This is a genomic window from Christiangramia crocea (genome assembly GCF_022410465.1).
GTDB classification, from domain to species: domain Bacteria; phylum Bacteroidota; class Bacteroidia; order Flavobacteriales; family Flavobacteriaceae; genus Christiangramia; species Christiangramia crocea.
In genome coordinates this window covers 146,704-173,361 of the sequence record NZ_JAJSON010000009.1, presented here as the reverse complement: position 1 = coordinate 173,361, position 26,658 = coordinate 146,704, and the positions used below count along the sequence as shown (strand labels likewise).

The 26,658-nt window shown below is 39.7% G+C and carries 19 protein-coding genes; 11 read left to right on the top strand and 8 right to left on the bottom strand.

Annotated elements, in window-relative coordinates:
- Positions 1 to 53: 53 nt before the first annotated feature.
- The 4 genes from LU635_RS03335 to LU635_RS03320 all read right to left on the bottom strand — a co-directional run bounded on the left by LU635_RS03335 (position 54) and on the right by LU635_RS03320 (position 3,794).
- The gene (locus tag LU635_RS03335; RefSeq protein WP_240096170.1) at positions 54 to 1,373 is read right to left on the bottom strand and encodes an HTTM domain-containing protein; all 1,320 of its coding nucleotides are present in this window, start codon (positions 1,371 to 1,373) and stop codon (positions 54 to 56) included.
- Entirely contained in the window at positions 1,366 to 2,301 is a 936-nt protein-coding gene (locus LU635_RS03330) for a bifunctional riboflavin kinase/FAD synthetase (RefSeq protein ID WP_240096168.1), read from the bottom strand. The genes LU635_RS03335 and LU635_RS03330 overlap by 8 nt, the downstream gene beginning before the upstream one ends.
- A 62-nt stretch (positions 2,302 to 2,363) precedes the next feature.
- On the bottom strand, positions 2,364 to 2,990 hold the full coding sequence (gene pth, locus LU635_RS03325; RefSeq protein WP_240096166.1) for an aminoacyl-tRNA hydrolase: 627 nt from the start codon (positions 2,988 to 2,990) through the stop codon (positions 2,364 to 2,366).
- A gap of 147 nt (positions 2,991 to 3,137) precedes the next feature.
- Positions 3,138 to 3,794 carry a 50S ribosomal protein L25/general stress protein Ctc gene (locus LU635_RS03320; RefSeq protein ID WP_240096164.1) on the bottom strand — a complete coding sequence of 219 codons (657 nt, stop codon included), beginning with the start codon at positions 3,792 to 3,794 and terminating at the stop codon, positions 3,138 to 3,140.
- Between the two features lie 324 nt (positions 3,795 to 4,118).
- Between LU635_RS03320 and LU635_RS03315 the strand changes: the two genes are divergently transcribed.
- Complete coding sequence (locus LU635_RS03315; RefSeq protein ID WP_240096162.1) at positions 4,119 to 5,717, top strand: Ppx/GppA phosphatase family protein; 1,599 nt, start codon at positions 4,119 to 4,121, stop codon at positions 5,715 to 5,717.
- Between the two features lie 253 nt (positions 5,718 to 5,970).
- Here the strand turns inward: LU635_RS03315 and LU635_RS03310 are convergent, their stop codons facing one another.
- Positions 5,971 to 6,909, bottom strand: a complete 939-nt coding sequence (locus tag LU635_RS03310) for a ribose-phosphate pyrophosphokinase (protein ID WP_240096160.1) — start codon at positions 6,907 to 6,909, stop codon at positions 5,971 to 5,973.
- 279 nt (positions 6,910 to 7,188) lie between these two features.
- Here LU635_RS03310 and LU635_RS03305 point away from each other — a divergent pair, with 279 nt between their 5' ends.
- The 7 genes from LU635_RS03305 to LU635_RS03275 all read left to right on the top strand — a co-directional run bounded on the left by LU635_RS03305 (position 7,189) and on the right by LU635_RS03275 (position 15,291).
- Positions 7,189 to 9,474: a nitric-oxide reductase large subunit gene (locus LU635_RS03305; protein WP_240096158.1), complete on the top strand. Its 2,286-nt coding sequence runs from the start codon at positions 7,189 to 7,191 to the stop codon at positions 9,472 to 9,474.
- 249 nt (positions 9,475 to 9,723) lie between these two features.
- Positions 9,724 to 10,083: a hypothetical protein gene (locus tag LU635_RS03300; protein ID WP_240096156.1), complete on the top strand. Its 360-nt coding sequence runs from the start codon at positions 9,724 to 9,726 to the stop codon at positions 10,081 to 10,083.
- Between the two features lie 320 nt (positions 10,084 to 10,403).
- Positions 10,404 to 11,276 carry a class 1 isoprenoid biosynthesis enzyme gene (locus LU635_RS03295; protein ID WP_240096154.1) on the top strand — a complete coding sequence of 291 codons (873 nt, stop codon included), beginning with the start codon at positions 10,404 to 10,406 and terminating at the stop codon, positions 11,274 to 11,276.
- A complete protein-coding gene (locus LU635_RS03290) occupies positions 11,248 to 12,063 on the top strand; it encodes a hypothetical protein (RefSeq protein WP_240096152.1) in 816 nt (271 codons plus the stop codon). Before LU635_RS03295 ends, LU635_RS03290 begins: the two co-directional genes overlap by 29 nt.
- Complete coding sequence (locus tag LU635_RS03285; protein ID WP_240096150.1) at positions 12,060 to 12,659, top strand: ABC transporter ATP-binding protein; 600 nt, start codon at positions 12,060 to 12,062, stop codon at positions 12,657 to 12,659. Before LU635_RS03290 ends, LU635_RS03285 begins: the two co-directional genes overlap by 4 nt.
- Positions 12,656 to 13,417, top strand: coding sequence for a hypothetical protein (locus LU635_RS03280; RefSeq protein ID WP_240096148.1), 762 nt, complete (start codon positions 12,656 to 12,658; stop codon positions 13,415 to 13,417). The genes LU635_RS03285 and LU635_RS03280 overlap by 4 nt, the downstream gene beginning before the upstream one ends.
- Entirely contained in the window at positions 13,414 to 15,291 is a 1,878-nt protein-coding gene (locus LU635_RS03275) for a prolipoprotein diacylglyceryl transferase family protein (RefSeq protein WP_240096146.1), read from the top strand. The genes LU635_RS03280 and LU635_RS03275 overlap by 4 nt, the downstream gene beginning before the upstream one ends.
- A gap of 37 nt (positions 15,292 to 15,328) precedes the next feature.
- Here LU635_RS03275 and LU635_RS03270 read toward each other — a convergent pair whose 3' ends face one another.
- From LU635_RS03270 to agaR, 3 genes are all read right to left on the bottom strand, one after another.
- On the bottom strand, positions 15,329 to 16,216 hold the full coding sequence (locus LU635_RS03270; protein WP_240096144.1) for a DUF1684 domain-containing protein: 888 nt from the start codon (positions 16,214 to 16,216) through the stop codon (positions 15,329 to 15,331).
- Between the two features lie 255 nt (positions 16,217 to 16,471).
- Positions 16,472 to 18,730: a catalase/peroxidase HPI gene (gene katG, locus LU635_RS03265; RefSeq protein ID WP_279343854.1), complete on the bottom strand. Its 2,259-nt coding sequence runs from the start codon at positions 18,728 to 18,730 to the stop codon at positions 16,472 to 16,474.
- 723 nt (positions 18,731 to 19,453) lie between these two features.
- Positions 19,454 to 20,239, bottom strand: coding sequence for a transcriptional repressor AgaR (gene agaR / locus LU635_RS03260; protein WP_240096142.1), 786 nt, complete (start codon positions 20,237 to 20,239; stop codon positions 19,454 to 19,456).
- A gap of 168 nt (positions 20,240 to 20,407) precedes the next feature.
- Between agaR and LU635_RS03255 the strand changes: the two genes are divergently transcribed.
- The 3 genes from LU635_RS03255 (at position 20,408) to LU635_RS03245 (ending at position 26,538) form a co-directional block, all read left to right on the top strand.
- On the top strand, positions 20,408 to 21,562 hold the full coding sequence (locus LU635_RS03255; protein ID WP_240096140.1) for an SIS domain-containing protein: 1,155 nt from the start codon (positions 20,408 to 20,410) through the stop codon (positions 21,560 to 21,562).
- 348 nt (positions 21,563 to 21,910) lie between these two features.
- Positions 21,911 to 24,967 (top strand): SusC/RagA family TonB-linked outer membrane protein, encoded by a 3,057-nt coding sequence (locus tag LU635_RS03250; RefSeq protein WP_240096138.1) that lies wholly within the window; start codon positions 21,911 to 21,913, stop codon positions 24,965 to 24,967.
- Positions 24,968 to 24,999: 32 nt separating this feature from the next.
- Positions 25,000 to 26,538, top strand: coding sequence for a RagB/SusD family nutrient uptake outer membrane protein (locus tag LU635_RS03245; protein WP_240096136.1), 1,539 nt, complete (start codon positions 25,000 to 25,002; stop codon positions 26,536 to 26,538).
- Positions 26,539 to 26,658: the final 120 nt, after the last annotated feature.

Genomic DNA, 26,658 nt, shown 5'->3' with positions numbered 1-26,658 from the left:
TTACCGTTTATACTTTTTCTAAGCAGCAAATGTAACAAAAGCAAGGAAGAAAATTACTCTGAATCTGAAGGTAAAATCCAGTCGTGGTGCTTAAAATGTTCCCATTTTTCTGCAGCGAGATCGACTTTTGGATCGATAAGGGTTTTATAAGGCCTTCCGTTCACGCTTATTTTCCCCTCCACATACACTTCTACCTCCTTACCTTTTTCTGCAAAGTCTTCTTCCAGGCGCTGCGCGAACTGCCAGATCATATCCGGCTTGGATGGAATAGCACGAAGCTGTTTCCTGGAGAGGTATTCAGATTTATCAATATGGATGGTATCACTGGTACCTTTTTCCACCACTTTAAAAGCTATCCTCCCACTTTTTCCCCTAAGCATCATCCGCCAGCTGAGGCGATGCCCTTCTTCAGTCCAGAGCACATCATCTTTAAAGAACCAGTGACGCAGGGGCAGACACAACTGAATTGTAAACCAAACGACCATGCTTACTACCAAAGCATTGCGCCATGAGGGAACGATAACCTCAGCCCTATCATAAAATTTCTTCTTGCCTCTCAGGAATACCTTGTTGATCTTTTCCGCAGGGAAAAAGAAAATACAGAAGGCAAGAGACATATACGGAAAGATGCCGATATGGAATATGAAACTATTGAAAAGATGAAAGAAAATAGCTGCGATAAAAACAGGAACTCTCGTCCTCTTCCATAATAATAAAGGAATGATCAATAGATCGAAAAACAGGCCAAAATATGCGATCGCATACCTTATCCACCATTGCTGAAGGAATTCACCAACCAGCCAGTAATCATCTTTGGATTTCATCAGAAGCGCCGGGAAACTTCCATCCAGCCAGTCTGGGTACAACTTGGCCACTGAAGCATAGGTGTAAACTATCCAGAGCTGTAATACAATGACAATCCAAACCCATCGGGGCATTGAGATCCTGGAGATTGAAGGTTTTATTTTAGCATCCAAAGAAAGCCAACGGTGAGCCGGCAAAAAACACATAATAAAACAAACCAGCATTAGAAGGTAATAGTGGTTGTTATATGAGGACTTTTGCATCAGGTAAACCCCAGACCACATGATGGTGTATGCGATAATGCTCATTCTGTATTTAAAACCCAGCATCACAAAGACGCCAAAGACGCCCATAATGGCATAATACCATATCATCCCGTCTCCAGGCAGGGGTTGCAGGAATTCAAATCCAATAAAATTGAAGGTAAAATCAGGCTCGATCATTGTTCTCCTTATCCAGCCTGTAAAAATGGCCCCAAAGGCCTCAATGGCGATCAACAAACCGAAAAACACACGAAAAACGACCAGTGCAGAATTATCGACTTGTTTAAAAAGCCATCTATTAAGCATAATTATCTTTTATGTATTGCATGGAAAATGCCTGATCCTGTTTCATAGCAAGCTTAAGATCATTCACCGAGGCGAATTTCTTTTCATCTCTTATCCTAACAAGAAGCTCTATTTGTAGCTGTTTCCCATACAGGTTTTTATCCACGTCAAAGAAAAAAGATTCTATGGTCTTTTCCTTTCCTCCTACGGTAGGATTGGTGCCTATATTCATCATCCCATAAACCATTTTTCCATCAATAACAGAACGGATAACATACACACCATTCTTGGGGATAAGTTTATATTCTTCCCTTACTTCTAGATTTGCAGTAGGAAAACCAAGATCTTTCCCAATACCGCGTCCTTTAACGATAGTACCGGTAAGAGTGAATGGATGCTGAAGATACATGTTCGCTCTTTCTACCCGACCTTCCAGAAGGGCATTCCTTATTTTAGTAGAACTAACTGCAACTTCTTCCACTTCCTGCTGACTTATTTCCTCTACATCGAAACCGAATTCTTCTCCAAAGCTCTTGAGGTCGCTGATATCGGCAGTACGATTCCGTCCAAACCTATGATCGTAACCAATAATGATCTTTTTCGCCCTTAGTTTGTTAACCAGGATATCCCTAACAAATTCCATGGCTGTAAGCCGTGAAAATTGATGTGTAAAGGGATGAACCACCAGGTGGTCTATCCCGGTTTCTTCAAGCAATTGTTTTCTTTCATCAATGGTATTGATAAGCTGAATTCCGCTTTCTTTTTGCAGTACCATCCTTGGATGGGGGAAAAATGTGAGCACTACAGAATCCAGGTTATTAGCATTTGCAGAATTTACCAGCCGCTCGATAATCTTTCTGTGACCGGCATGAACACCATCAAAAGTACCAATGGTCACTACCGTTTGTCTATCACTTGTGAACGAGTTTGCTCCTTTATGTTCTTTCATTTAAATCTAATTTACCGGCATCTGTCAACTTTAAAATCCGACATCTGTTCCTTTAATCCCTGCTATTTTCCGTTAAATGCATTCATGGTATTCGAGACTCCGGCAGCACCAAAAGAAAGGATAAGCTCTGCGGAAGTTTTTAAACGTTCCGGCAGCTTCTCTTCTTCCTTTTCTGACCATTCACCCAGCACATAGTCTACCTGTTGCCCATGGGAGAACTCATCACTTATCCCAAACCTGAACCGATTATATTTTGTAGTATTCAGCTGGGACTGAATGTCTTTAAGCCCATTATGCCCACCATCACTACCTTTGGTCTTAAGCCTAAGCGTACCAAAGGAAAGATTCAGGTCATCTGTGACCACCAGTAAGTTTTCGAGTGAAATCTTCTCTTTCTGCATCCAGTAGTTAACGGCCTTACCACTTAAGTTCATATAAGTACTGGGCTTTAATAGAATAAAGGTGCGGCCTTTGAATCTAAAGGTCGCAACATCCCCCAGCTTTTGAGTCTCAAAAGCTACCTCTTTTTCGCGGGCAAGTTCATCCAGGATCTTAAATCCTACATTGTGCCTGGTATTCTCATATTTAGGGCCGATGTTTCCCAGACCAACGATCAAAAATTTCTTCATGGGATCTGTTTTCTTCCCGGTCTCTTTTTTTCCTAAAATCCTTCCAAAGAATGAAAGCATCCAATTTGTTTTGGTAAAGATAAAATTAATCAGATACTTTTAAATCAGAAAAAACAAAACCGGACTTTTAAATTGGTTCAAATAAAAAAGCATTCCGAAATCCGGGAGTACCGGAACGGAATGCTTTTATAATATTAAAAGAAAAATTTATTCTTTAGACTCTGCAGCCTCTCCTTCACCGGCTTCTACTTCAGAAGCTGGCACTTCATCTGCTGCTACTTCATCTTCATCTTCCTCTTCAAGATCTTCAACAATGTTACGTGAAGTTCTTACCTGACAGATTACTGTGTTATCTGGATGCTGGATCTTATAATCTTCGCTTTCTACTGCAGTTACATATAACTTCTGACCAATCTTAAGCTTGGTAACATTAGCTACGATATAGTCCGGAAGATCACCTGGCAATCCTCTTACCTTCAGACGACGAAGGTTGTAACGAAGTACACCACCGTTCTTAACCCCTCTTGCAACACCTTCAGTGTGGATAGGGATTTCCATGGTAATTGGTTTGTCGTCAAATATCTGATAGAAATCCATGTGCAGGATAGCATCGGTCACAGGATGGAATTGAATATCCTGAAGGATCGCATTATAAGACTCTCCGCTTTTCAATTTGATTTTTACAGTGTGTACGTCTGGTGTATACACTAAGTTCTGGAACGCTATTTCCTCTGCTGCAAAGTGTAGTGGATCACCTTCTACCCCGTACAATACGCAAGGAACCTGTCCAGCATTACGCAGAGCTTTAGTTGCCTTCTTGCCTACGCTTTCTCTTTTAGATCCGTTGATCGTAATTGATTTCATTATAAATTGTTTTGGTTAACAAATGTCGTCAAGTTCTAAAGTGAACCGCCTTCATTTGCGTAAAAATTTTCTGGCTGCAAAAGTAAGTCTTTTTATTTATCTATAAAATATTGAAGCTGAAAAAGTTCTGTGAGAAGTAAGTTGTAATGAATACCATTCCGAACACAGCGAAGGAATCCCATCCTTCGACTAGCTCAGAATAACTTCTCTGATTATTTCACAAAGCCTTATAACTTTTCAGGCCAAAAATCATTAAATTGAAGAGATTATCAAAAATTAACCCTGCAGAAAATCCTTTCCAGGAGGCTTCAGTTTTTAAGAATTATGACAGAGATACAAGACAGTTCAACTCCAACCAAAAGGATCGCGGCAATAGACCTGGGGACCAACTCCTTTCATGCTGTTTTAGTAGATCTTTATCCGGATGGCAGTTACCGTACCATAGACAAGCTTAAGGAGATGGTGATCCTGGCCGAAAAAGGTATGAAACATCATCTTAGTGAAGATGCCATGCAGCGCGGACTCGATGCGCTTAAACGCATTAAATTTCTATGTGACAGCCAGGGAGTCGAAGAGATCCTGGCCTTTGCCACCAGTGCGATAAGGGAGGCGAAAAACGGAGGTGATTTTATACAACGGGTGATCGACGAAGTGGATATCAAGGCACGTGCGATCTCAGGTAAAATGGAGGCGGAGATGATAGGCTATGCTGTAAGACATAGCATCGCCCTGGACGAAGAAATGGTATTGATGGTAGATATTGGGGGTGGTAGTGTTGAATTCATAGTGGGAAACAACGAAAAGTTCCTTTATTATAACAGCCTGAAACTGGGAGTGGCAAGAATGGCTGCTCATTTTGTAAAGAATGACCCTATAACGCGGAAAGAAATTGAAACCCTGGAGGATCACTACAGGAAGACCTTAAGTGATGTTGCAAATATTGTAAGGGAACATTCCGTTAAAACAATTATAGGTTCCTCGGGAACCATGGAGAATATCGCTGCAATGATCGCCCAACGTAATTCCATCAGCTCAGCCATGACACTTAATGAAATGGTGTACCATGATGATGAGTTCCTGCCTTTCTATGAGAGTTTCATTAAACTGGATAGAAAAGAACGCTCCAAAGAGAAAAACCTGGACGAGAAGAGGATAGACATCATAAATCCCGGAATGGTATTAGTGAAATTCCTGATAGAAGAATTCAATATTCAGAATATAAAAATTTCTGAAGCCGCCCTTCGGGACGGCATGATCCTTAACTATATTAACGAAGAAAAATCTACATTACCTCTGGTAGCCAGGTTTCCCGATCCGCGGAAAAGAAGTGTATTCGAATTACTCAGAAAATGCAACTGGCTTAAGGAACATTCCTCTCATGTGGCAAAACTGGCGTTGCAGATATTTGATGATTTTAAACAGGAACTGGAACTGGAAGAAGGAGACCGGGAATTGCTGGAATATGCCACTTATATGCATGATATTGGTTACTATATCTCCCACAGGAAACACCACAAACATGCTTTATACCTAATAAGGCATGCCGATCTTCGCGGCTTTACTGCAGACGAAATAAGTATTATGGCCAATGTGGCGAGATATCACCGGAGATCTACTCCCAAGAAAAGGCATAAACGGTACCGAAAACTGAATGGGAATCTGAAAAGAAGAGTAAAAAAGCTTTCAGGGATATTAAGAGTGGCCGACGGGCTAGACCGAAGCCACTATCAGAATGTACAGGAACTGGAAATAGAAAAAGCTAAGGATATGGTGAGATTTTATATCACCACCCAGGGCGATCCCGAACTGGAAATCTGGGGTGCAATGAGGAAAAAGGAACTCTTTGAGGAAATCACCGGCAAAGAACTGGAGATCTATGCAGTAGAACAGGATGAAAGTGTTCCCGCCGAAGCCAGTGAGTAAGATCCTGAAACGATCCCGATAACTATCGGGACAGGATGATGCTGATCTCACTAAACTCTGCAATTCTTCGACAGGCTCAGGATGACACTGATACCTAAATAAAAAACCCTCTAAAAAGCAGAAAGTCATTACGAACGAAGTGAAACAATCTCAACTTTGTATCGCCTAATAACAAAGAGATTACTTCGCTTCGCTCGTAATGACCTTAAAAACTCTGTCATACTTCAACTGCGCTCAGTTTGACAGAGTTCAATTACATAATGAATTTCGAACTGATGGACCTGTTGTCTTGAACACGCCTCATCACATCTGCAAACAGCTCGGCACAACTTACTACTTTTATCTTTTTACTTTTCTGTCTTAATGGAATGGAATCGGTAACTATTAATTCCTGAAGTTTTGAATTCTCTATCCTTTCATAGGCTTCACCTGAAAGTACCGGATGAGTACAGATGGCGCGCACACTAAGTGCTCCTCGCTCCATCATCACGTCAGCAGCCTTTGTAAGAGTTCCTGCAGTATCTACCATATCGTCTACAAGCACCACATTCTTTCCGGTAACATTTCCAATAAGCTCCATATGAGAGATCACATTGGCTTTGGCCCGCTGCTTGTAACAGATAACAACATCACTTTCCAGCGCCTTCGAGTAGGCATAAGCTCTTTTTGATCCCCCCATATCCGGTGAAGCTATGGTAAGATTATCCAGTCCCAGACTCTTTAAGTGTGGAAGAAAGATTGTACTTGCATACAGGTGATCTACCGGTTTTTCAAAGAATCCCTGGATCTGATCAGCATGCAGGTCCATGGTGATAATACGTGTCGCTCCGGCAGTTTCAAGAATACTGGCAATCATCTTAGCCGCGATAGGCACCCGTGGTTTATCTTTTCTATCCTGTCTTGCCCAACCAAAATATGGCATCACCGCAGTGATATGTCTTGCCGAAGCTCTTTTCGCAGCATCCAGCATAAGTAACATTTCCATAAGGTGATCGCTTCCCGGGTGGGTGGAACCGATGATGAAGACTCGCGAACCCCGAACCGACTCTTCAAAAGAGGGCTGGAATTCACCATCGCTATAAGTAGAGGTGATCACATTTCCCAGTTTGGAGCCGTATTTCTCGGCAATCTTTTCAGCCAGTTCCCGGCTTTGGGTACAGTTGAAAATCTTGGCTTCTGTAGTGGCAGACATGTTGTGTGGTTTTTGTTGTGTTTAAGTTAAGTTGATGCAAATTTAAAAATTATTCGCTGCCATCAGGAATTAAATGAAACACATAGAAGATCCATTAAATTAAATATCATTAATCCGACTAGTAAAATAGCGGTTATCCGATTAAAAAAATAAGCCAATCCAGGTAGAGATTATTTTGATAATGATTTATTCCGGACAAAATTGTCCGAAATATGATATTTCTCATACTTCTCAAAATTCATATTGGCCATTTTTGTTTCAAATTTTTAATCGATCACTATGAGCAAAGAAAGAAAGTTATGGATCACCTTCTTAGTGGTGATTACCGTTTCATTTACAGTACTGGGCTATTATGGTTTTGAAATCTATCAGAAAGCCCCGCCGAGACCTACAAATATTGTAACTCCCGATGGAGAAATAATTGTAAAAGGCCAGGACATCCTCGATGGCCAAAACGTATGGCAAAGTATGGGTGGTCAGGAAGTAGGTTCCATTTGGGGGCACGGAGCATATACCGCACCGGACTGGACCGCAGACTGGCTGCACAGGGAGTCACTGTATATCCTCAATAAGTGGTCTGAAGCGGAAAACGGGGAAAGATATGAAGACCTGAGCAGTGAAAAGCAGGCCGCGCTTGAACGAAGGCTGCAGGAAGAACTGCGAAATAACACCTATGATGAAGCCTCGGGGACGATCACCATCTCGGAGATCAGGGCCGAAGCCATCGAAAATCTTAACGAATACTACAAGGGCCTCTTTATGGAGAACCCTGAACTTGACGAATTAAGGAACTTCTATGCCATTCCGAAAAACTCCATAAAGGATGAGGACAGAATGCGCCAGATGAGCAACTTCTTCTTCTGGGCATCCTGGGCAACGGTGACCGAGAGACCTGGAAGCGAAGTAACCTACACCCACAACTGGCCCCCGGAAGACCTTGTTGGGAATAAACCAACCGGTGACCTTCTTATCTGGACCGGGTTCAGTATCATTCTCCTGCTCTTCGGGATAGGCGTGATGGTGTTCTATCATGCGAAAATGAAAGAGGAAGAAACACCGGAGTTACCAGTGGAAGATCCTTTGATGAGACAAACCATCACTCCATCCATGCTGGCGGTGAAAAAATATCTATGGATAGTTAGTGCCCTGATACTTGTACAGGTAAGTTTTGGTGTGATCACCGCGCATTACGGGGTTGAAGGAGATGGGTTCTACGGGCTTGACCTGGCGAAGATCCTTCCGTATTCTATATCCCGAACCTGGCACGTACAGCTTGGGATCCTGTGGATCGCCACGGCATGGCTCGCAACCGGACTTTATATTGCGCCGGCAGTTTCGGGCAGGGATCCAAAGTTCCAGAAACTTGGGGTGAACTTCCTGTTCATCTGTCTGTTGATTATCGTAGCCGGTTCTATGGCCGGACAGTGGATGGGTGTAATGCAGAAATTAGGACTTGCCGAAAACTTCTGGTTCGGACACCAGGGTTACGAATATGTTGATCTTGGCCGATTCTGGCAGATATTCCTGCTTGTGGGTCTGTTCTTATGGCTGGCTTTAATGGTAAGACCATTACTACCAGTATTACGCAAAAAGACATCTGAAAGAAACCTATTACTGATGTTCCTGGTCTCCTCTGCCGCCATCGCATTGTTCTATGCTGCCGGTTTAATGTGGGGAAGACAAACCAACCTGGCGATCGCCGAATACTGGCGCTGGTGGGTGGTGCACCTTTGGGTTGAAGGATTCTTTGAAGTCTTCGCAACCGTTGTGGGAGCATTCCTATTCGTGCGCCTGGGATTACTGCGTACCAAAACCGCCACGCTGAATGTGTTACTGGCAACGGTGATATTCCTTTCAGGCGGTATCCTGGGAACTTTTCACCACCTGTACTTTAGTGGTACGCCTACCGCGGTGATGGCCCTTGGAGCTACCTTCAGTGCGCTGGAAGTAGTGCCTCTGGTACTGATTGGTATCGAAGCCTATGAGAACTATAAGTTGAGTAAGGTCACCAAATGGATACAGGATTATAAATGGCCTATTTACTGCCTGGTGGCAGTTGCTTTCTGGAACTTCCTGGGCGCAGGTATATTCGGTTTCATCATTAATCCGCCTATCGCACTGTACTATATGCAGGGACTTAATACCACTGCCGTGCATGCACATACCGCTCTGTTCGGAGTTTACGGAATGCTGGGAATAGGACTGATGATGTTCGTGCTTAGGAGTATGTACAGAAAACAGGTATGGAACGAGAAATTACTGAAGTTCTCTTTCTGGAGCATCAATATCGGTCTTATCCTTATGGTACTACTAAGTGTACTGCCTATAGGTCTTTTACAAACGGTAGCCAGTGTAAATGAAGGAATGTGGTATGCACGTTCAGCCGAATTCATGCAGCAACCGGGAATGGATACCCTTAGATGGTTACGCGCCGTTGGAGATACGATCTTTGCCATAGGTCTTGTGTCTTTCGTATGGTTCGTATTCTCCCTGAACAGTAAGAAGAAACTGGCTCAGGAAACCAGAGCAAAAAAGGAAGAGAAAGTGCTCGAAGAAGTGGAATAATAATCGAGGTTTTTTTAATTTTTAATTAGTTGATTTATAAGAGGGAGTGAAGTGTTTTCACCCCCTCTTATTTTTTTGTATAAACTGATCGATCAGGCACTTAGACTAAAAAAATTAAGACCGAACATTGGAAATAAATACCGTTTATTAAAATAATTTAATTAACTTAAGAGGGCAAATATTTACAGGACACCATATCTACTACATTTACTTTGACGAAAATGCTCATGGTTTTAAAAACAGCAAAACATGAGAAGCAGAATCGAAAATTACAGTCTTACCTTAAAAATACTCACCTCTATAGCCCTGGTTGGTTATATTCTATTTTTGATAATGGATAATGCTTCACTTTATACAGAATCCAGTGAGCTTACCGGTTATTTCCTCTTTACCATCTTCCTGGCGGGATATATCCTGCTGTGGAAGCAAAAGATTATTGCGGGAACCGTATTTCTTATCTGGTATTCCATACAATGGTATTTGGTCTTTCTGGTATGGGAAAAAGGACTTATGACTTTGATATTAGGCTTTCCTATAGCCGCTCTTGGCCTGATTATCCTGTTGCACGGGATAAAAAAGAAATCAAACAGATCTTCGCCATCTATATAATTTTCAACGCGGCGGAATTGTGAAAAAACGAAGTAGGTGAATACCCTAACTTCCAAACTAATCCTATTAAAAGCAGAGCCGATCGCACTTACAATTGTCTATGTATTAGACATTAATATGTTTTAATTTAAAAATACTGGTGAAATTGTTTCAGAAAAAATAATTAACTTATTCAATGAATCATAGGATATAGACCTGCACAATCTGCATCCCTACGTTCGCAAATTGTTATCTGCAAGCTATTGAAGATAATGGATGGAATATATTTTTGATGTTTTCCTCTTTAAATCTTTAATGAAATAGCATTAAAAGTTAGGGATGTGAAAGATCTAAAACAAATGCGTAAGCGGGTATTCAAGCAGATGCTTGAGACCAGAGGCTGGAAATACCGCAGTTTTTTACGGTACCTTCGGCTTTTTAAATATGCCGCTTTTGCTCCTACCAGAGGAACATTTCTGGAATCGTATTATGTTTTAATGCGCTACCTTGACGATATTGTTGATGGCGACATTCCCTTACCTGAAGGCTATCAAAGTGAAAGTGAATATATTTCCGAAAAGCTCAGGTTTGCCCGAAACCCGGTTAACCCAAAGGATGAGGCAGACCATATGCTGCTTTATTGTTTTGAACTTGCTGAATTGTTTAATGAAAATTTTCAGGAAGAAACAGAAGACATTCTTAATTCACTTCTATTTGATGCAAACCGAAGAGGAAAACTAAGCGTTTTTTCAAAAGAGGAATTGGAACATCATTTTCATTTGCTTGATATCCAAGGAACAATCAGAGCCACTCTCAAGGTCTTCAAGGACGATCCGGATAAATATTTGATCCTGGAACCACTTGGCAAAGCCTGCAGATATCAGTATGACATTGAAGACATTGAAGCCGATCTTGCTGCAGGCTATGTGAACATCCCCCAGGAGGATTGCGAAGAGCTTGGCATTGAAAAGGCAGATCTTATGGATGCCTCATCACCAAAGATTCGGGAATGGCTTTACAATCATGCTCAGGACGGCATGGAACTTCTTGAAAAACACCGCAACATAATGCCCGAGGGCAACTTCTCTCTTATTGAAAAATGGACTTTCTTACTGGTCTATGAACTTCCGGCCAGGAAAGTATTCCAAAAACTAATCTCAGAAACCAAAAAACTACCCGTAAATCATGAAAAAATCGAATTTTCATCTAAATAAATGGTATCTGGATTTTCTTGGGGAAGACGGAGAGGTCATTATTTACTATTCTGCAAAATTATCATGGCATGGTATCACGGTAAATTATACAAGTTGTATTCATAAAATTCCCGGGGAAGATGTAAAGCTAAGCACGCATTTTCGCAATACCGACCTTCCTCTTCAAAAAGAGGAAATCATCACCTGGTTAGACAATAAACTTGAAATTAAAGGACAATGGGAAGCCGCTGCTCAACCTCTTGACTGTAGAATTTATGATTCTGAAAAGGGAAATCTGGACTGGCATTGTTTTCAACCGGCATCGAAGGTAAAACTAAGTATAAAAGGAAGGATACTGGAAGGGAGCGGTTATGCTGAGCAACTTATTCTCACCGCTCTTCCGTGGCATATCCCAATGAACGATCTCCGCTGGGGAAGATTCCATTCAATAAACGATACTATGGTTTGGATAGAGCTAAGAGAAGTAGATAAAAAACAGTGGTTATGGCTAAACGGTGAAAGTATCCCTGACTGTATCATAGAGAATGATCAGGTTTCATCAAGAGAAGGAGATTTTCAATTGAAACTGAATCGCAAAATAGTTTTGGAATCTGAAAAAAAGATATATCAGGTAGTGGGAAAACTACTGCATTATCTCCCCGGTTTCAAAAAGATTATGCCGGTGAAGTTTCTAATGGCCGACAACCATAAATGGCTTAGCAACGGAGAATTTCAGAAAGCTAATTCTGAAATCGTACATGGTATGGCCATACATGAATGGGTGAATTTCAAGCCTCAGTCAACATGATCTTAAAATTAGAGAACATATATAAATCCTATTCTAAAAAACCAGTTCTAAAGGAAGTCTCCCTGCAATTGGAAGCGGGAACCCTAACCGGAATCGTGGGTGAAAACGGCTCAGGTAAATCTACTTTAATGCGAATTATCGCGGGTGATATTAGTGCCAACCGGGGCAAGGTTCATAAAAATGGTAAAACAGGTTATTGCCCGCAGGAGGCTATCCTCTTCCCTGAAATCACTGTTCAGGAACATTTCAGGTACTTCTCTGCAGCCTATAATATTGAAGCGGAAGTATTAAATGTACGCGTGGAGGAACTTCTGGATCACTTTAATTATCGCAAGTATTATAATACAAGGGTTAACAATTTGAGTGGAGGAACACGGCAAAAACTAAATCTTTCCATTGCCCTCCTCCATGAACCTGAACTCCTGATACTTGATGAACCTTATAATGGCTTTGACTGGGATACCTATCTAAAGTTCTGGGATTATACCAAAGATCTCAAGGAGAAAGGATGCTCCATTCTGGTGGTTTCACATTTGATAAATGAAAAGAAAAAATTTGACCGGATTTATAAACTTGAAAATGGGACATTAAAATGAATATTCACAGGATCAATACCAGTTTGGCCATGATATTGCGAATGCTTATTCGCCGTAAGATCGTTCTTATCCTGATCCTGCTTATCCCTACGGTTTTTCTGTCTATCGTAGAATTCACATCTGCCGAAAGAGTCATTCATTTCCAGCTTGCCTCAGTAGGTGATCAGGTATTCATAGATATGCCCGAAAAGAGTATTTCCTTTATATTCTTTTCGGTGGCATCAGCGGGATTCCTGGTTTCATTCCTGGCACTTAATCTTATTCAGAAAAATCACAATGCCAATAAAAGGCTGGTTCTTTGCGGATATCACCCTCTTGAGTTACTTACCTCTATTTTACTCGTTCTATTATTGACGATCCTGTTTATTTCAGTTTATATAGGACTCTTAACCATTGCTTTCACCCCTGTTGACCATCCGGTTAGTTTCACACTAAGCCTGGCACTTATAGGCTTCGTTTATGGCAGTTACGGACTGGCAGTGGGCAGCCTGGTAAAAGGTGAACTGGAGGCTATTCTTCTTATAGTGTTACTTGTGAATATTGATGTAGGCTGGTTGCAGAATCCTATATTCTATGCCGCCGCTCAAAACCAGATACTCATTGAATTTCTACCGGCATACTTTCCTTCCCAGGCATCTATTGTTAAAGCATTCACCAATTATTCTGCAGTATCTGCAAGCCTATATGCGCTCCTATACGGTATGATATTTTTGATTATTTCCATGCTTATTTTCTTCTATAAAATGCGGACAAAATGAAAGCAATAAAAACTTTGGCAGGCAAGTTTCTTTACGCTACCACCTTTCTTGTAGTTATCCCCATAATTTTGTGGCTATGGGCAAAATATACTGAAGAAATTATAGCCTTTCCTGTAATAGGATCTGAAAATGCCGGCTGGTTTCTGCTTGTTTGTGGTTTTTTATTAATGATCTGGGGAATGTACTCTCTAAAGATATACGGAAAAGGACTTCCCATGAACGCCTTTCCGCCTGAAAAGCTGGTAAATAAAGGAGCCTACAGGTTTTTTCATCATCCTATTTATTGGGGCTTCGGAATTCTAATAACAGGTTTTTTTGTTTTAACCAACTCAGCAAGCGGCCTATGGCTGGCAACCCCTATCACGATTCTTTGTATGATAGCCCTTGTAATAGGATATGAAGCGATCGATCTAAAAAGAAGATTTCCAGATCAAACTATCTCCACATTTTTTGAGCTTCCGGAAAACACAAAAGAAATTCCCGGGATACGACAACGCCTGGTCTCTTTATTTCTGGTAACAGCCCCGTTACTTTTATGCAATTTTTTAATTGCCAGGGTCATTGAAAATGATTTTCATTCCAGCATCCAAATGCAATTGACATTGCCATCTTTTACTCAAAATGAGTATTTACCTCTTTTGGGATTGGGCTATTTACTGGTCACACCTTTCCTTATTAAAACAAGGCAGCTTTTACGGCACTGGACACTTGCCGGAATACTTGGTTTGGGCATTTATACTTTCGGTGCTTTCCTCTATCCGGAGGTTGTAGCAGTATATGTTGCCCCTTATAATTCCATGGCTTATCTGGCGCCCATTTTCATATTGCTAATTTCACTAAGAGCCATTTTCAAACAATCAAAAGGCCTGGGAATACTATTCAGCTTTATTACTCTTATTCTCGTCATATTGCAATTGAGCTATACCTATTCGGCAGTTCTTAGCCTGAGTGTCTCTTTGATCATTTTCCTTCTTGCCGATAATTACTTTCAGATCTGGGTCTTTTTAAAAAATATGACTGAAGAAATAGCTAATTCCTGGAATGAATGGGTTTTTGGGAATGTCAGGATAATAAACCATGGCTTCTATGTTGGTTTAGGTAGTTTCCTGGGTATCCTGATCGCTGGAATGTTAGTAGGAGATTTTTACGCCTGGGGGATCTTAATTTTCGCGGTGGTTGTGATCATCTTTTCAGCACTATGGGCACAGATCATAGAAGGTTCTGAAAAATTGAAAAGACCTTATGGCTATTATGGCGCACTGGTGGGAATTATTTTTGCCAGCCTGGTGGTTTGGTTAATGGGCTACAATGTTTGGATTCTTATTGGGGTGATCTCGGTCACCATGCCCTGGGTGCAGGCTATTGGAAGATTTCGTTGCCTTGTAAATGGCTGTTGTCATGGAAAGAAAGCTCATAATCCCGACATCGGCATAAGATATTATCATCATCGCTCAAGGGTTTGCGGTATTTCTCATATGAAGGGTGAACTTCTTCACCCAACACCTCTTTATTCTATGATATGGCTGTTTTTAGTAGGTTTGGTTTTACTCTCCCTGTGGAATAATAGCTTTTCCATGTCATTTATTTTTGGCCTTTATCTTATTCTCACCAGTATTGGCAGATTTGTGGAAGAAGCCTACAGAGGCGAAGTTCAAACGCCAATTATAAAAGGACTCCGGTTATATCAATGGACCGCGATCATATCATTTGCCATAGGAATTGTGATGACCTGCATTCCTGTAAATGCAGTGATCACAACATCAAGTTTTGGATGGGAAACTGTTTTGTCTTCTGTATGTGGCGGACTATTCACGACCTTTGCCATGGGGGTAGACTTTCCCAAATCCAACGCGCGATTTTCAAGATTGGTTTAAGGTTTCTGAAACTCAATCAACAATGGGGTTCTCCGGATTATGATTTATTTAAAAGAGCTTCCTTCTCCCCGGCTTTTACTTCCAACTCAAGCCAGTTCTCTTCGGGAGGATAGGAGCAGGTAGTAAAACCACTATAACTACATGGCGGATTATAGGCGTGGTTAAAATCCAGGACTGCAGTTTTATTATCATTGGTTGTAAATTCAAGGTAACGTCCAGCGCCGTAGGTTTCAGTCAGAGCCGTTTTGTCCCCAAACATTATAAAATTACCTTCCATAAAATCGAGTGAATGGGTTTGTCCTTTATATTCAAACTCTATAGAACCTATAAATTCTGCTTCCCTGGTATTTCCCTGAGTCACCGGAACTTCAATGACTTTCGGAGAATCATAATAGGTGAGTTTTGCTTCAAAAATAAATTCAGGATTAAGATCATAAGTTTGAAATCCCGGGAATTTAGAGATCTCAGGATTCCGGGAATCCATTATTCTTAAAAGTTTTACATTTTCCAGTGAATTCACATACCAGCTGTAATTCTCATGATACATATTTATCGAATGTCCCCGGTAATCTAGGGATATGAGATTATATGTATCTATAACCGAATCATTTTCCAGTTTTACCTCAACATTTGGGGAGGAATGGAAAATCAGGGAGTCATTTTCAAAAATTATACTACCTAATCTGGCAGGGGCTGTGGAATCCTTTAACTGAAATTTATTTTCGGGAGAGGAGCCAAAAGTATTTGGAGATGCAGAATCCAGTTCGAACATATCTGAAATACTCAAATAATAAATATGTTCTTCATGAATCCTCTTTTTGAATTCCTGGTAATCCTGTTCGTACTCATTATCGATTTTAAATCCCTCTTCATTCTGGCAGCCTATAATAGCAACCAGTAAAATGAGATAACAGAAATTCTTCATTCTTGAAATAAGGCTTCAATAGTTCAGGAGGCAAGTTAAAACTTTTTAATCTCTGAAGTACCTATTTAAATAAATTCACCAGGAGAGTATCCGAAATAGAAGAGGCTGTCTAAAAAAATTCTTAACCTGCCATTGCAAGGAACGAAGCAATCCTTAAAAATTGGTAATCAAAGGAAAGATTACTTCACTTCGTTCGTAATGACGGCTTGATCGATTTTTTAGACAGCCTCTTCTTAATTAAGACTGAATTTTCAACTAATCAAGATCAAAACGATCACTGTTCATCACCTTGGTCCAGACTTTCACAAAGTCTTTTACAAATTTCTCCTGCGAATCCTTAAAGCCATAGACTTCAGCCAGGGCGCGAAGCTCTGAATTGGAACCAAAGATAAGGTCGACACGGGTTCCGGTCCATTTCACCTCACCTGTTTTACGGTCTTTACCTTCAAATACCAGCTGGTCATCTGAAGTCGCCTTCCAGGTTGTATTCATATCCAGCAGATTCATAAAGAAATCGTTTGTTAACACTCCGGGCCTATCGGTAAAAATGCCATGATCAGATCCGTCATAATTAGCACCAAGTACACGCATACCCCCCACCAGGACTGTCATTTCAGGCGCACTAAGTTTTAAAAGCTGAGACCTGTCTACCATCATTTCTTCTGCCGAAGTAGTTATTTTTTCTGTTCGCTTCAGATAATTGCGGAAACCGTCTGCCTGTGGTTCCAATGGTTCAAAGGCTTCCACATCTGTCTGTTCCTGGGACGCATCCGTACGGCCGGGAGTAAAAGGAACGCTCAGGTCATGACCTGCTTCCTTCGCAGCTTTCTCTATAGCAGCACTTCCGCCAAGAACAATAATATCGGCTAGAGAAACTTTTTTGTTACCCGATTGTGCATTATTGAAATCATCTTTAATACTCTCCAGTTTTTGCAGCACCTTCTGTAAATGAGGAGGATTATTCACTTCCCAGTTTCTCTGTGGCTCAAGTCTAATGCGCGCTCCATTTGCTCCACCTCTCTTGTCGGAATCACGATAGGTAGATGCTGAAGCCCATGCAGTAGTTACCAGTTGGGAAACAGAAAGTCCTGAATCCAGAATTTTAGATTTTAAACTGGAAATATCCTGATCATTGATCAGTTCATTATCAACAGCAGGAACAGGATCCTGCCATATAAGTTCTTCATCGGGAACTTCCGGCCCCAAATATCTTGATATCGGCCCCATATCACGGTGAGTCAGCTTATACCATGCACGTGCAAAGGCATCGGCAAACTCATCTGGGTTCTCATAGAAATGTCTTGAGATCTTTTCATATTCGGGATCCATCTTCAGGGAAAGATCAGTAGTCAGCATAAATGGCTGATGACTCTTCGAGGAATCATGTGCATCTGGAATTGTACCCGCACCAGCACCATCTTTAGGTTGCCACTGATAAGCTCCGCCCGGACCTTTGATACATTCCCATTCGTATCCAAACAGGTTCTCAAAGAAGTTCATGCTCCATTTGGTAGGTGTCTTGGTCCATGTACCTTCAATACCACTGGTAATGGTATCTCCAGCTTTACCACTACCGAATGAGTTTTTCCATCCAAGTCCCATCTCTTCTATAGTAGCTCCTGCCGGTTCGGCTCCCACATATTTTTCGGCATCAGCCGCACCGTGGGTCTTACCAAAGGTGTGTCCGCCAGCAATAAGAGCTACTGTCTCATAATCGTTCATCGCCATTCGCCCGAAGGTTTCACGGATATGATCGGCCGCGGCCACAGGATCAGGGTTTCCGTTAGGACCCTCAGGATTAACATAGATTAGTCCCATATGAGTGGCTCCAAGCGGATTTTCAAGTTTATCCCCTTTAGCAAAACGTTCCTTATTACCCAGCCATTCTCCTTCAGAACCCCAGTAAATATCTTCTTCGGGTTCCCAGATATCTTCACGGCCTCCACCGAATCCGAAAGTTTCAAGACCCATGGATTCAAGGGCACAGTTTCCGGCCAGGATCATAAGATCTGCCCATGAAAGTTTCTTACCATATTTTTGCTTTACTGGCCACAGTAATAATCGTGCCTTATCAAGGTTCGCATTATCAGGCCAGCTGTTAAGTGGTGCAAAGCGCTGGGAACCTGAGCCCCCACCACCGCGACCATCAGCGATACGGTATGTACCGGCGCTATGCCATGCCATTCGGATAAAAAACGGACCGTAATGGCCGTAATCTGCAGGCCACCAGTCCTGGGAGTCGGTCATAAGTTCCAAAAGATCCTGTTTTACAGCTTTAAGATCCAGCTTTTTGAATTCTTCTGCATAGTTAAAATTCTCATCCATAGGATCGGAAAGAGAGGAATGCTGACGGAGAATTTTTAAATTCAATGAATTGGGCCACCAGTCGCGATTAGAGGTTCCGCTTCCGGCAGTAAATTTTGTTGCTCCGCCCATAAATGGACATTTGCTCGATTCGTTTACTTCCCAGACCTTATGACTATCTGAATTGTTCGAATGATTGTTGTGTGACATTTTTTGGAAAGTTTTAATTGGTTAACTCATTAAATTTACGATAATATTTACTTATAACTTTTAAATGATAATAATTAAAAACTATGCTTATTAGGTAAAATTTATTAAAGTCGTATCCAAATTAAAAAGCTGCTCAGCATATTCCTTAATACATCTAAATAAAAGCAGTGAATCTTACATTTATAAAGCCATCATTAAATCTGCTCTAACAACAACTGCTGAAAACGCTTCTTTCAGGGAAGAGTGAAATTAACCGAAGGTTACCTTTACCCAGTACTGGGATACATCTTTCCATACAAGGATGCTTAGTGATTTGTTTAAAAAACCCCTATGCCTATGATTAATACAAATAAATTTAAATTCAGGTCTGAATTTTATTATGAATTGAATTGATGGAACAGTAGCCGGAGAGATAGAATTTCAAGCCTTCATCTTAACCGTAAATTCCAGGAATTTTTTGGCTTAAGTATAGAAAAATTTTATGTGAAACAAGATTCTTAAAGGTTGATACAGCTTATAATTGAAGAAAGATATTCTTTGATTGAATTCTCTTTTTTCATGCTGTTTTTTTAACCTCCCTCATATCATTGGAGTTTTTCAAAGACTACCCTGGTATGATTCAAAAAAGTACTAAAGCCAAAAAGGTTTATTTGGAATCATACCTATATCACTACTTGGTATTCTAATTATACACCTAAGTTTTTCGATCAATAGATTTTTACTTTAAGCAATAATAAGCTGTATATTTTGATCTTGTAAAAAATTTCGGTCTTCCTTACTTATTTTCTCATCTGTAATGACAATATCAATCTTATGTGGCGGGCAAATAAATGCAAGACTCCTCCTTTTAAATTTGCTAGAGTCGGCCACTAAAATCACCTCTTTTGCAATTTCAATCATTATTTGATTTAAAGATGCTTCCTCAATGTTTGGAGTGAAAGCACCTTCAGTAGTATCAAATCCATCCACACCAAGAAAAACCTTGTCCACGTAGAAATTCCTTACACTTTTTTCAGCTAATGGACCAACTAAAGAATGTGAATTCCTTCTCAATGTTCCTCCTGGCACTATAATGTTAATATTTGGACCTTTAAGTAGTTCATTAGCTATATTTAAGGCATTCGTTATTACATTTACAGATTTATTTGAATTAAGGTTTTTAGCAATTTCCATGGTAGTAGTACCAGAATCTAAAATTATGGTTTCCCCTGAATTCACTAACTCTGCGGCTTTTTTTCCAATCCGTATTTTTTCAGAATAATTAATCTTGTCCTTATCAGATAAGTGAAAATCCATCCCCACCGTTTTTTCAATGATCATGGCTCCACCCCTTGAACGGATAAGAAAACCCTTTGACTCGAATAATTCAAGATCATTACGAATAGTAACCTCACTAACTCCGAACTCTTCACTAAGCTCATGTACGAAAACTTGCCCATTCAATTCGAGCATGTTCAATATTTTTTTACGGCGTTCAACCGTGGACCGCTTCTTTTTGGGATCCTGCATTTTTTTTAGGGATTTACAATATTTTGAGGCTAATATAATAACATATTATTTATGATTAGAATAACAAATAAATAAAATTAGATAACGAAACTTAAAGAAGGTTTTATATATTTGTAAAATAAGGTTTTGAAAGTTAAAGAAAAATTTATATCATAATTTAGTCAGCAAATGAAATATCTTGATATTGAAGAAGCTAAGTTGAAAGTGATGGGAGGTCTTGATACTGCCAAAGAAATATCCGGACAACCAGCGTTGTGGATTAAAATCTTCCATAAACTTGTTAAGGAGAAAAAAAACATAAGTTCCTTTCAAAATCTAATTTTAAAAAATACTAAAAAGATAATTTTGACTGGTGCGGGAACAAGTTCTTACATAGGGCACTCTGTTGAAGGGGCAATGCAGCGAAATACAGGAATAACCACACTCTCAATACCTACCACTCACTTGGTTTCACATGCACATGATTATCTAGATAAGAAAACTCCAACTTTACTGATTTCTTTTGCAAGATCTGGAAATAGTCCCGAAAGCATTGCCGCAATAAAATTGGCGGACAATTATATCGATAAATGTTTTCATCTTATTATAACTTGTAGCGAACAAGGTGATTTAGCCAAATACTCTTCAAAAAACAAACACTTAACCCTTCTTTTGCCACCTGAATCTAACGATAAAAGTCTTGCAATGACAGGTAGTTATTCGGGAATGCTTTTAACAGCCTTGTTGTTTAGTGATTTCAAAAATATTGAGAATCTAGAATCAACCGTTCAAGCTTTAGTATCGTATGGTAATGAACTGTTATTTAATAAGTTAGATGAAATTAAAAAAACAGTTTCGTTAGAATTTAAACGAGCCGTTTTTCTAGGCTCAGGACCACTTTTTGGCACCGCAATGGAATCACATCTTAAATTACAGGAATTGACAGATGGTTCTGTAATCTGTAAAAATGACTCCTATCTAGGATTCCGCCACGGACCTAAAGCTGTAGTAAATGAGGAAACATTATTAGTTTATTATTTTTCAAACAGAAAGGATGTGATTCGTTATGAATTAGATCTCGTCAAAAGTATGGGAGTTGGCAAAAAACCATTAAAGCAAATTGGTATTACAACAAAACCCCTTGATATTCCAATGATTGATGAACTAATTGAGCTAAAGATTGATCAGTCAATAGACATTGAAGAAGAATATCTTTCAATTTGTTATATTTTGTTTGGACAATTATTAAGCTTCTATAAATCAATACACTTGAAACTACAACCAGATTCCCCATCCACAACAGGAGCTATTTCAAGAGTCGTTAAAGGGGTTACTATCTACTAACTTTTTTATAGCCAAGTAATACCATCACTATAAAAAGGAAAAAAAAGATAAAAAAAAGGAAAAAAAAGAGGAAAGATTTAATAATTTTTGTATAATTGTTTTTTGATTATTATAATAATTTGTTAAATAGACAAAATTTTTTTCCTTTTTGGTCAAAAAAAATTTGAAAAATACACGACTTAAGCTAATTTTTAATACTTATTAACATAATACATTTCGATGTATTTAAAGAGAAGAGAATTTTTTTTAAAGGAATACTAAGTAAATAAAAGGTATACAAAAAAGTAACCAACTAATTAAACCAGATTTATTATGATTAAAACTCCCTTTAAATGCTATAAGCAGAATTTGTTTTTAATAGCGTTTTTTGCTCTGGTGTCCTTAGGGACTTCCCACGCTTATGCTCAAACGACCGTTACGGGTAAGGTTTCAGATGCCTCAGGCGGTATTCCCGGTGTAAATGTCATTGTCCAAGGCACCGATATTGGTACAGTAACTGATTTTGATGGAAATTACACTATAAGCGTTCCTGAGGGTAATAATGCTTTGGTTTTTTCATTTGTCGGGTTTAAAAGCCAGACAATCCCTATAGATGGCAGAAGCACCATTAATGTAACATTGTCTGAAGATGCCGATGCATTGTCAGAAGTTGTAGTGGTTGGGTATGGAACGCAACGAAAAGCTGACTTGACTGGTGCGGTATCTTCTATAGGGGCATCCGAAATTGTAACAAAACCAATTACAAGTCCTGACCAGGCATTAGCAGGAACGGTATCAGGAGTCAATATTACGAATCGTAGTGGAGATCCCGGTGCACCAATAAGTGTAAGAATTCGTGGAGTTGGAACACCTGGAGTTAATGATCCTTTATGGGTAATAGATGGTGTACCGATTGTTCAAACTACCAATATTACTGTTAATACTTCTTCAACTACAGACTCTAATCCATTAGCAGGTTTGAATTCTAATGATATTGAATCTATTGATATTTTGAAGGATGCGGCATCTACGGCCATTTATGGGGCTAGGGCAGCTAATGGGGTTATTATTGTAACGACGAAAAGAGGTAAAAGGGGGGATGCCAGGGTAACATATGATGGCTACACTTCCTTTGCAAGCGTTAGAGATAAAATAGATGTTCTGAATGTTGATCAGTACATCGATATTCAAAGTGAGCTTGGAACTGATCTCTCTCAATTTAGAGGACAACCGTATGTTGATTGGCAAGACCTTATTTTTAAAACTGGGTTCGTTCAAAATCATAATGTTTCAGTGAGTGGAGGGAATGAAAAGGCAACTTACTTTATCTCCGGAGGTTATTTAGATCAGGAGGGTATTGAAAGAGCACAAGGCTTTACCAGATATTCATTCAAAGCAAATTCAGACATAGAAGTTGGTGAGAGGCTTAAATTTGGAGAATCGGTTTTGATAAGTCAAACAGATCGGCAGATTCAAAGTGAACCGGCTATATATGCAGGGTTCCGTTCGTCTATGAACGCACCTTATTATCAGCCATATGGAGATGGACCCTTAGGATATAATTTAATAAATCAGGAAACTGTTGGAAATGGCTCAGCTACAAATTATTTATATGTTACAGATGAAAGGTATACTTTCACTAAAGTCCAAACACGTAAAGTTTTAGGTAATTTTTATGGGGAACTTAAAATCTTCGATGGATTAAAAGCCAGAACTTCATTAGGTATTGATTATAATGTTGGAGTAGGAGATTATTTTACAAGCGATCTTCCATCGTTGAGTGGAGGCAGTGGTTCATCCCTTTTAGTCTCGGAAAGACCTATAGAATTGACTTTAACTAGTGCGGCTACGCTTCAATATGATAAGACTTTTGGAAGTCATAATGTAGGCGCGGTTTTTGGGTTTGAACAAACAAAATTCCGTTATGATAAACAACGCCTTCAGGGAAGAGATTTATTCAATGAAAATTTTGCTGCTACTGGAACGACGGTAGCAGGTGCAAATGAAGCAGATTTATGGACATTGCAGGGTTGGTTAGGTCGTGTAACTTATAATTATAAAGGAAAATATCTTGCCACTGCTAACGTAAGAAGAGACGCAACATCAAGATTTGCACCTGGAAACAGAGAGCAGGTATTTCCATCTGTTTCAGTAGGGTGGAGAATTACAGATGAGAATTTCTTCCCGGAAGAAAGTGTTTTTGATGATATAAAATTCCGAGCTGGATGGGGACAGTCTGGAAACCAATTTACAGGTCTGAATTTCGCATATCTCAGTTCTATTGATAATAATGTTCGTTATGTCATCGGCGACAATCAGGAAACAGTTGTGGCTCCGGCCCCAACGACGTTTGCGAATTCCGATTTAAAATGGGAAACAAGTACTCAGTATGATATAGGTGTTGACGCCAGCCTTTTTGACGGGAAATTAACAGGAACATTCGATTACTATAATAAAACGACTGATGATGTACTATTAGGATTCCCCTTGCCTTATGTCTCCGGTTTTTTCCTGCCTGCTGACGCAAATATTGGACAAATTAAGAACTCCGGTATTGAATTTTCATTTAATTACGGGAATGCAGTAGGAGATTTTAACTATAGTTTCGGCGGAAACCTTACTACGGTTAAAAATGAAGTTACTGATTTAGGCCCCATACCCTCAATAATTAGTGGTATCGGAGGTGCATCTACACATAGAACTATCGTAGGTGAAAGTCTTGGCCATTTCTATGGATATAAAACAGATGGTCTTTACCAGAATGAAGCAGAAGTTGCTGCGGCAGTACCAGATGTCAATGGAACTCCTTCCCCTGGAGATATACGTTTTGTGGATGTCAATGGAGATGGTGTCGTAGATGCTAATGACAGAACCATAATAGGAAGTCCGTTTCCCAAATTCTTTTATGGATTTAATTTTAACGCAGAATACAAAGGATGGGACTTTTCTATGAATCTAAGAGGTGTAGGCAATAAACAGGTATATAATTCAGCAAGAATTGGTTTGGAAGGTATGACTGGCCAAGGAAATTTTAGCACTCAAGTTTTAGAGAGATGGACTGGTGAAGGAACCACCAATTCGAGTTCCCATCCCAGGTTGGCGGTGAATGACCCTAATGGGAATAACCGTTTTTCTGACAGATGGGTAGAAGATGCAGGATATTTAAGATTACAGAATATCTCTGTAGGATACAGTTTGCCTTCAGATAAATTGAAAAACTGGACAAACGATTTTGTGACAAGAATGAGATTTTACATAGGTAGCCAAAACTTAGTGACTTTTACTGATTATTCAGGTTATGATCCTGAGGTTGGTCGTACTCAGAGTTTTCAAAAAGGGGATTTTACTTTGGCAACCGGCCAAGATGGTGGAGCCTCACCCCTACCTAGAATTATCCAATTAGGATGGACAGTAAACTTCAATTAAACTAAGAAATTTGTATGCATAATAAAATTATCATGAAAAAAATAAACCAATTTATATTTATCGTTTGCTTTTTGGGTACTTTATTCTCATGTAACGACCAATTAGATTTACAACCTTTAGATAGGTTGACCACTGACACCTTTTATAAAACTAGAGCTGACTTTGATGGTGCTATTTTTGCATCCTATTCATCGATTCAAGATTTTTGGGGAACGAGTACCGAAACTTTATCTGAAAGAGGTGAATTTTGGAAGCTTACAGTAGTAATCACTGATGATGTTGCAGCTGACGCTATTAATTCAGATCAAATTTCAAGGGATATAGATGCACTGCAGGTTAGAGCAGCAGATGTTCCTTATGCTGCTGCCTACACCCAGATTTATGAGGGAATTTATAGAGCTAATTTGGTACTTGAACGTTTAGATGGCGAAAATGAGTTAACAGATGAAGATAAAACCGTATTGGCTGCAGAAGCTAAATTTCTTCGTGCATGGTTTCATTTTCAGGCTCTGAAAATGTATGGTACCCCTCCATTGGCCATGGAGATTATTCCTGGAATAAACGATCAGGCATTACCAAACGCTACTCAGGATGAGTTATTCACTGCAATACTAGGTGATTTTACAGATGCTGCAGCCGGTTTACCAGAATCATGGGATAGTGGAAATACTGGAAGAGCAACATCCTGGGCAGCAAAATCTTATATAGGAAAAGTAAATGTTTGGAAAGAAGATTGGCCTGCAGCCATTAGTGCTTTTGAAGAGGTAGTTAATAATGGCCCATATATGCTAATGCCTAATTATGAAGATAACTTTTATTTTAATAGCGAAAATAATGCTGAATCTATCTTTGAAATCCAATTTGGAGGACCTTTTTCAGATGATAATCTATGGGTTTTTGACGACACGCACTCTGAAGATTTTAAAGCCTCACAAGGGATCGCCAGAAGTCACTATTGGGACGCAGGTGGTAATGGTGCGCCTGGAGGAAAACAGGGTCAGTGGGCGCCAACTCAAGATTTGTTAGATGCTTTTGAACCTGGTGATCCAAGATTGGAAATTGGCATATATCAAGAGGGGGATAGGTATTATACGTATGATGCCGGAGGCCAGATAGAATTGCCTTATGATCCCATTTGGTCCTCAACCGACTTAACTGTGCAAAAATATGGGGGGGAAGAAAATAGAGTTAGCGGAAACTTTTCGGCAAACGGACAGTCAGAGTTTAATAATGAACGTTGGTTTCGTTTTGCTGAACTAAAGCTGTTATATGCCGAAGCCCTTATAGAAGGTGGTGGTTCCTTAGAAATTGCTGAACAACAAATTAACGATATCAGAAATAGGGTAGGTTTAGATGATTTAGCACCAGGAACAGATTTGTTAACCGCAATGAGACATGAAAAAAGAGTAGAAATGGCGTTTGAACCACATAGATGGTTTGATATCATCCGATGGGGAATTGGTCCTGAGGTATTTGGTTCTCTCTGGGATGATAAGCTAAACCTGTTTCCTTTTCCTTTAACAGAAATTGAACGTTCTGGTGGTTTGTTAGTTCAAAATCCCGGATATTAAATTAATATAAATCTACATTTTATTATTTAGTAGTTGAGTTAGTTTTGTTTATTTTATTTTGCAATCCAATCTATATAATATATAGATTGGATTGTGCTTATCTAAGAAATTTATTAATTA

What these genes read in the sequence shown, in the direction of transcription:
- LU635_RS03335 (WP_240096170.1), bottom strand. Translation starts at nt 1,373, where the DNA reads ATGCTTAATAGATGGCTTTTTAAACAAGTCGATAATTCTGCACTGGTC.
- LU635_RS03330 (WP_240096168.1), bottom strand. Translation starts at nt 2,301, where the DNA reads ATGAAAGAACATAAAGGAGCAAACTCGTTCACAAGTGATAGACAAACG.
- pth (WP_240096166.1), bottom strand. Translation starts at nt 2,990, where the DNA reads ATGCTTTCATTCTTTGGAAGGATTTTAGGAAAAAAAGAGACCGGGAAG.
- LU635_RS03320 (WP_240096164.1), bottom strand. Translation starts at nt 3,794, where the DNA reads ATGAAATCAATTACGATCAACGGATCTAAAAGAGAAAGCGTAGGCAAG.
- LU635_RS03315 (WP_240096162.1), top strand. Translation starts at nt 4,119, where the DNA reads ATGACAGAGATACAAGACAGTTCAACTCCAACCAAAAGGATCGCGGCA.
- LU635_RS03310 (WP_240096160.1), bottom strand. Translation starts at nt 6,909, where the DNA reads ATGTCTGCCACTACAGAAGCCAAGATTTTCAACTGTACCCAAAGCCGG.
- LU635_RS03305 (WP_240096158.1), top strand. Translation starts at nt 7,189, where the DNA reads ATGAGCAAAGAAAGAAAGTTATGGATCACCTTCTTAGTGGTGATTACC.
- LU635_RS03300 (WP_240096156.1), top strand. Translation starts at nt 9,724, where the DNA reads ATGAGAAGCAGAATCGAAAATTACAGTCTTACCTTAAAAATACTCACC.
- LU635_RS03290 (WP_240096152.1), top strand. Translation starts at nt 11,248, where the DNA reads ATGAAAAAATCGAATTTTCATCTAAATAAATGGTATCTGGATTTTCTT.
- LU635_RS03285 (WP_240096150.1), top strand. Translation starts at nt 12,060, where the DNA reads ATGATCTTAAAATTAGAGAACATATATAAATCCTATTCTAAAAAACCA.
- LU635_RS03280 (WP_240096148.1), top strand. Translation starts at nt 12,656, where the DNA reads ATGAATATTCACAGGATCAATACCAGTTTGGCCATGATATTGCGAATG.
- LU635_RS03275 (WP_240096146.1), top strand. Translation starts at nt 13,414, where the DNA reads ATGAAAGCAATAAAAACTTTGGCAGGCAAGTTTCTTTACGCTACCACC.
- LU635_RS03270 (WP_240096144.1), bottom strand. Translation starts at nt 16,216, where the DNA reads ATGAAGAATTTCTGTTATCTCATTTTACTGGTTGCTATTATAGGCTGC.
- katG (WP_279343854.1), bottom strand. Translation starts at nt 18,730, where the DNA reads ATGTCACACAACAATCATTCGAACAATTCAGATAGTCATAAGGTCTGG.
- agaR (WP_240096142.1), bottom strand. Translation starts at nt 20,239, where the DNA reads ATGCAGGATCCCAAAAAGAAGCGGTCCACGGTTGAACGCCGTAAAAAA.
- LU635_RS03255 (WP_240096140.1), top strand. Translation starts at nt 20,408, where the DNA reads ATGAAATATCTTGATATTGAAGAAGCTAAGTTGAAAGTGATGGGAGGT.
- LU635_RS03245 (WP_240096136.1), top strand. Translation starts at nt 25,000, where the DNA reads ATGAAAAAAATAAACCAATTTATATTTATCGTTTGCTTTTTGGGTACT.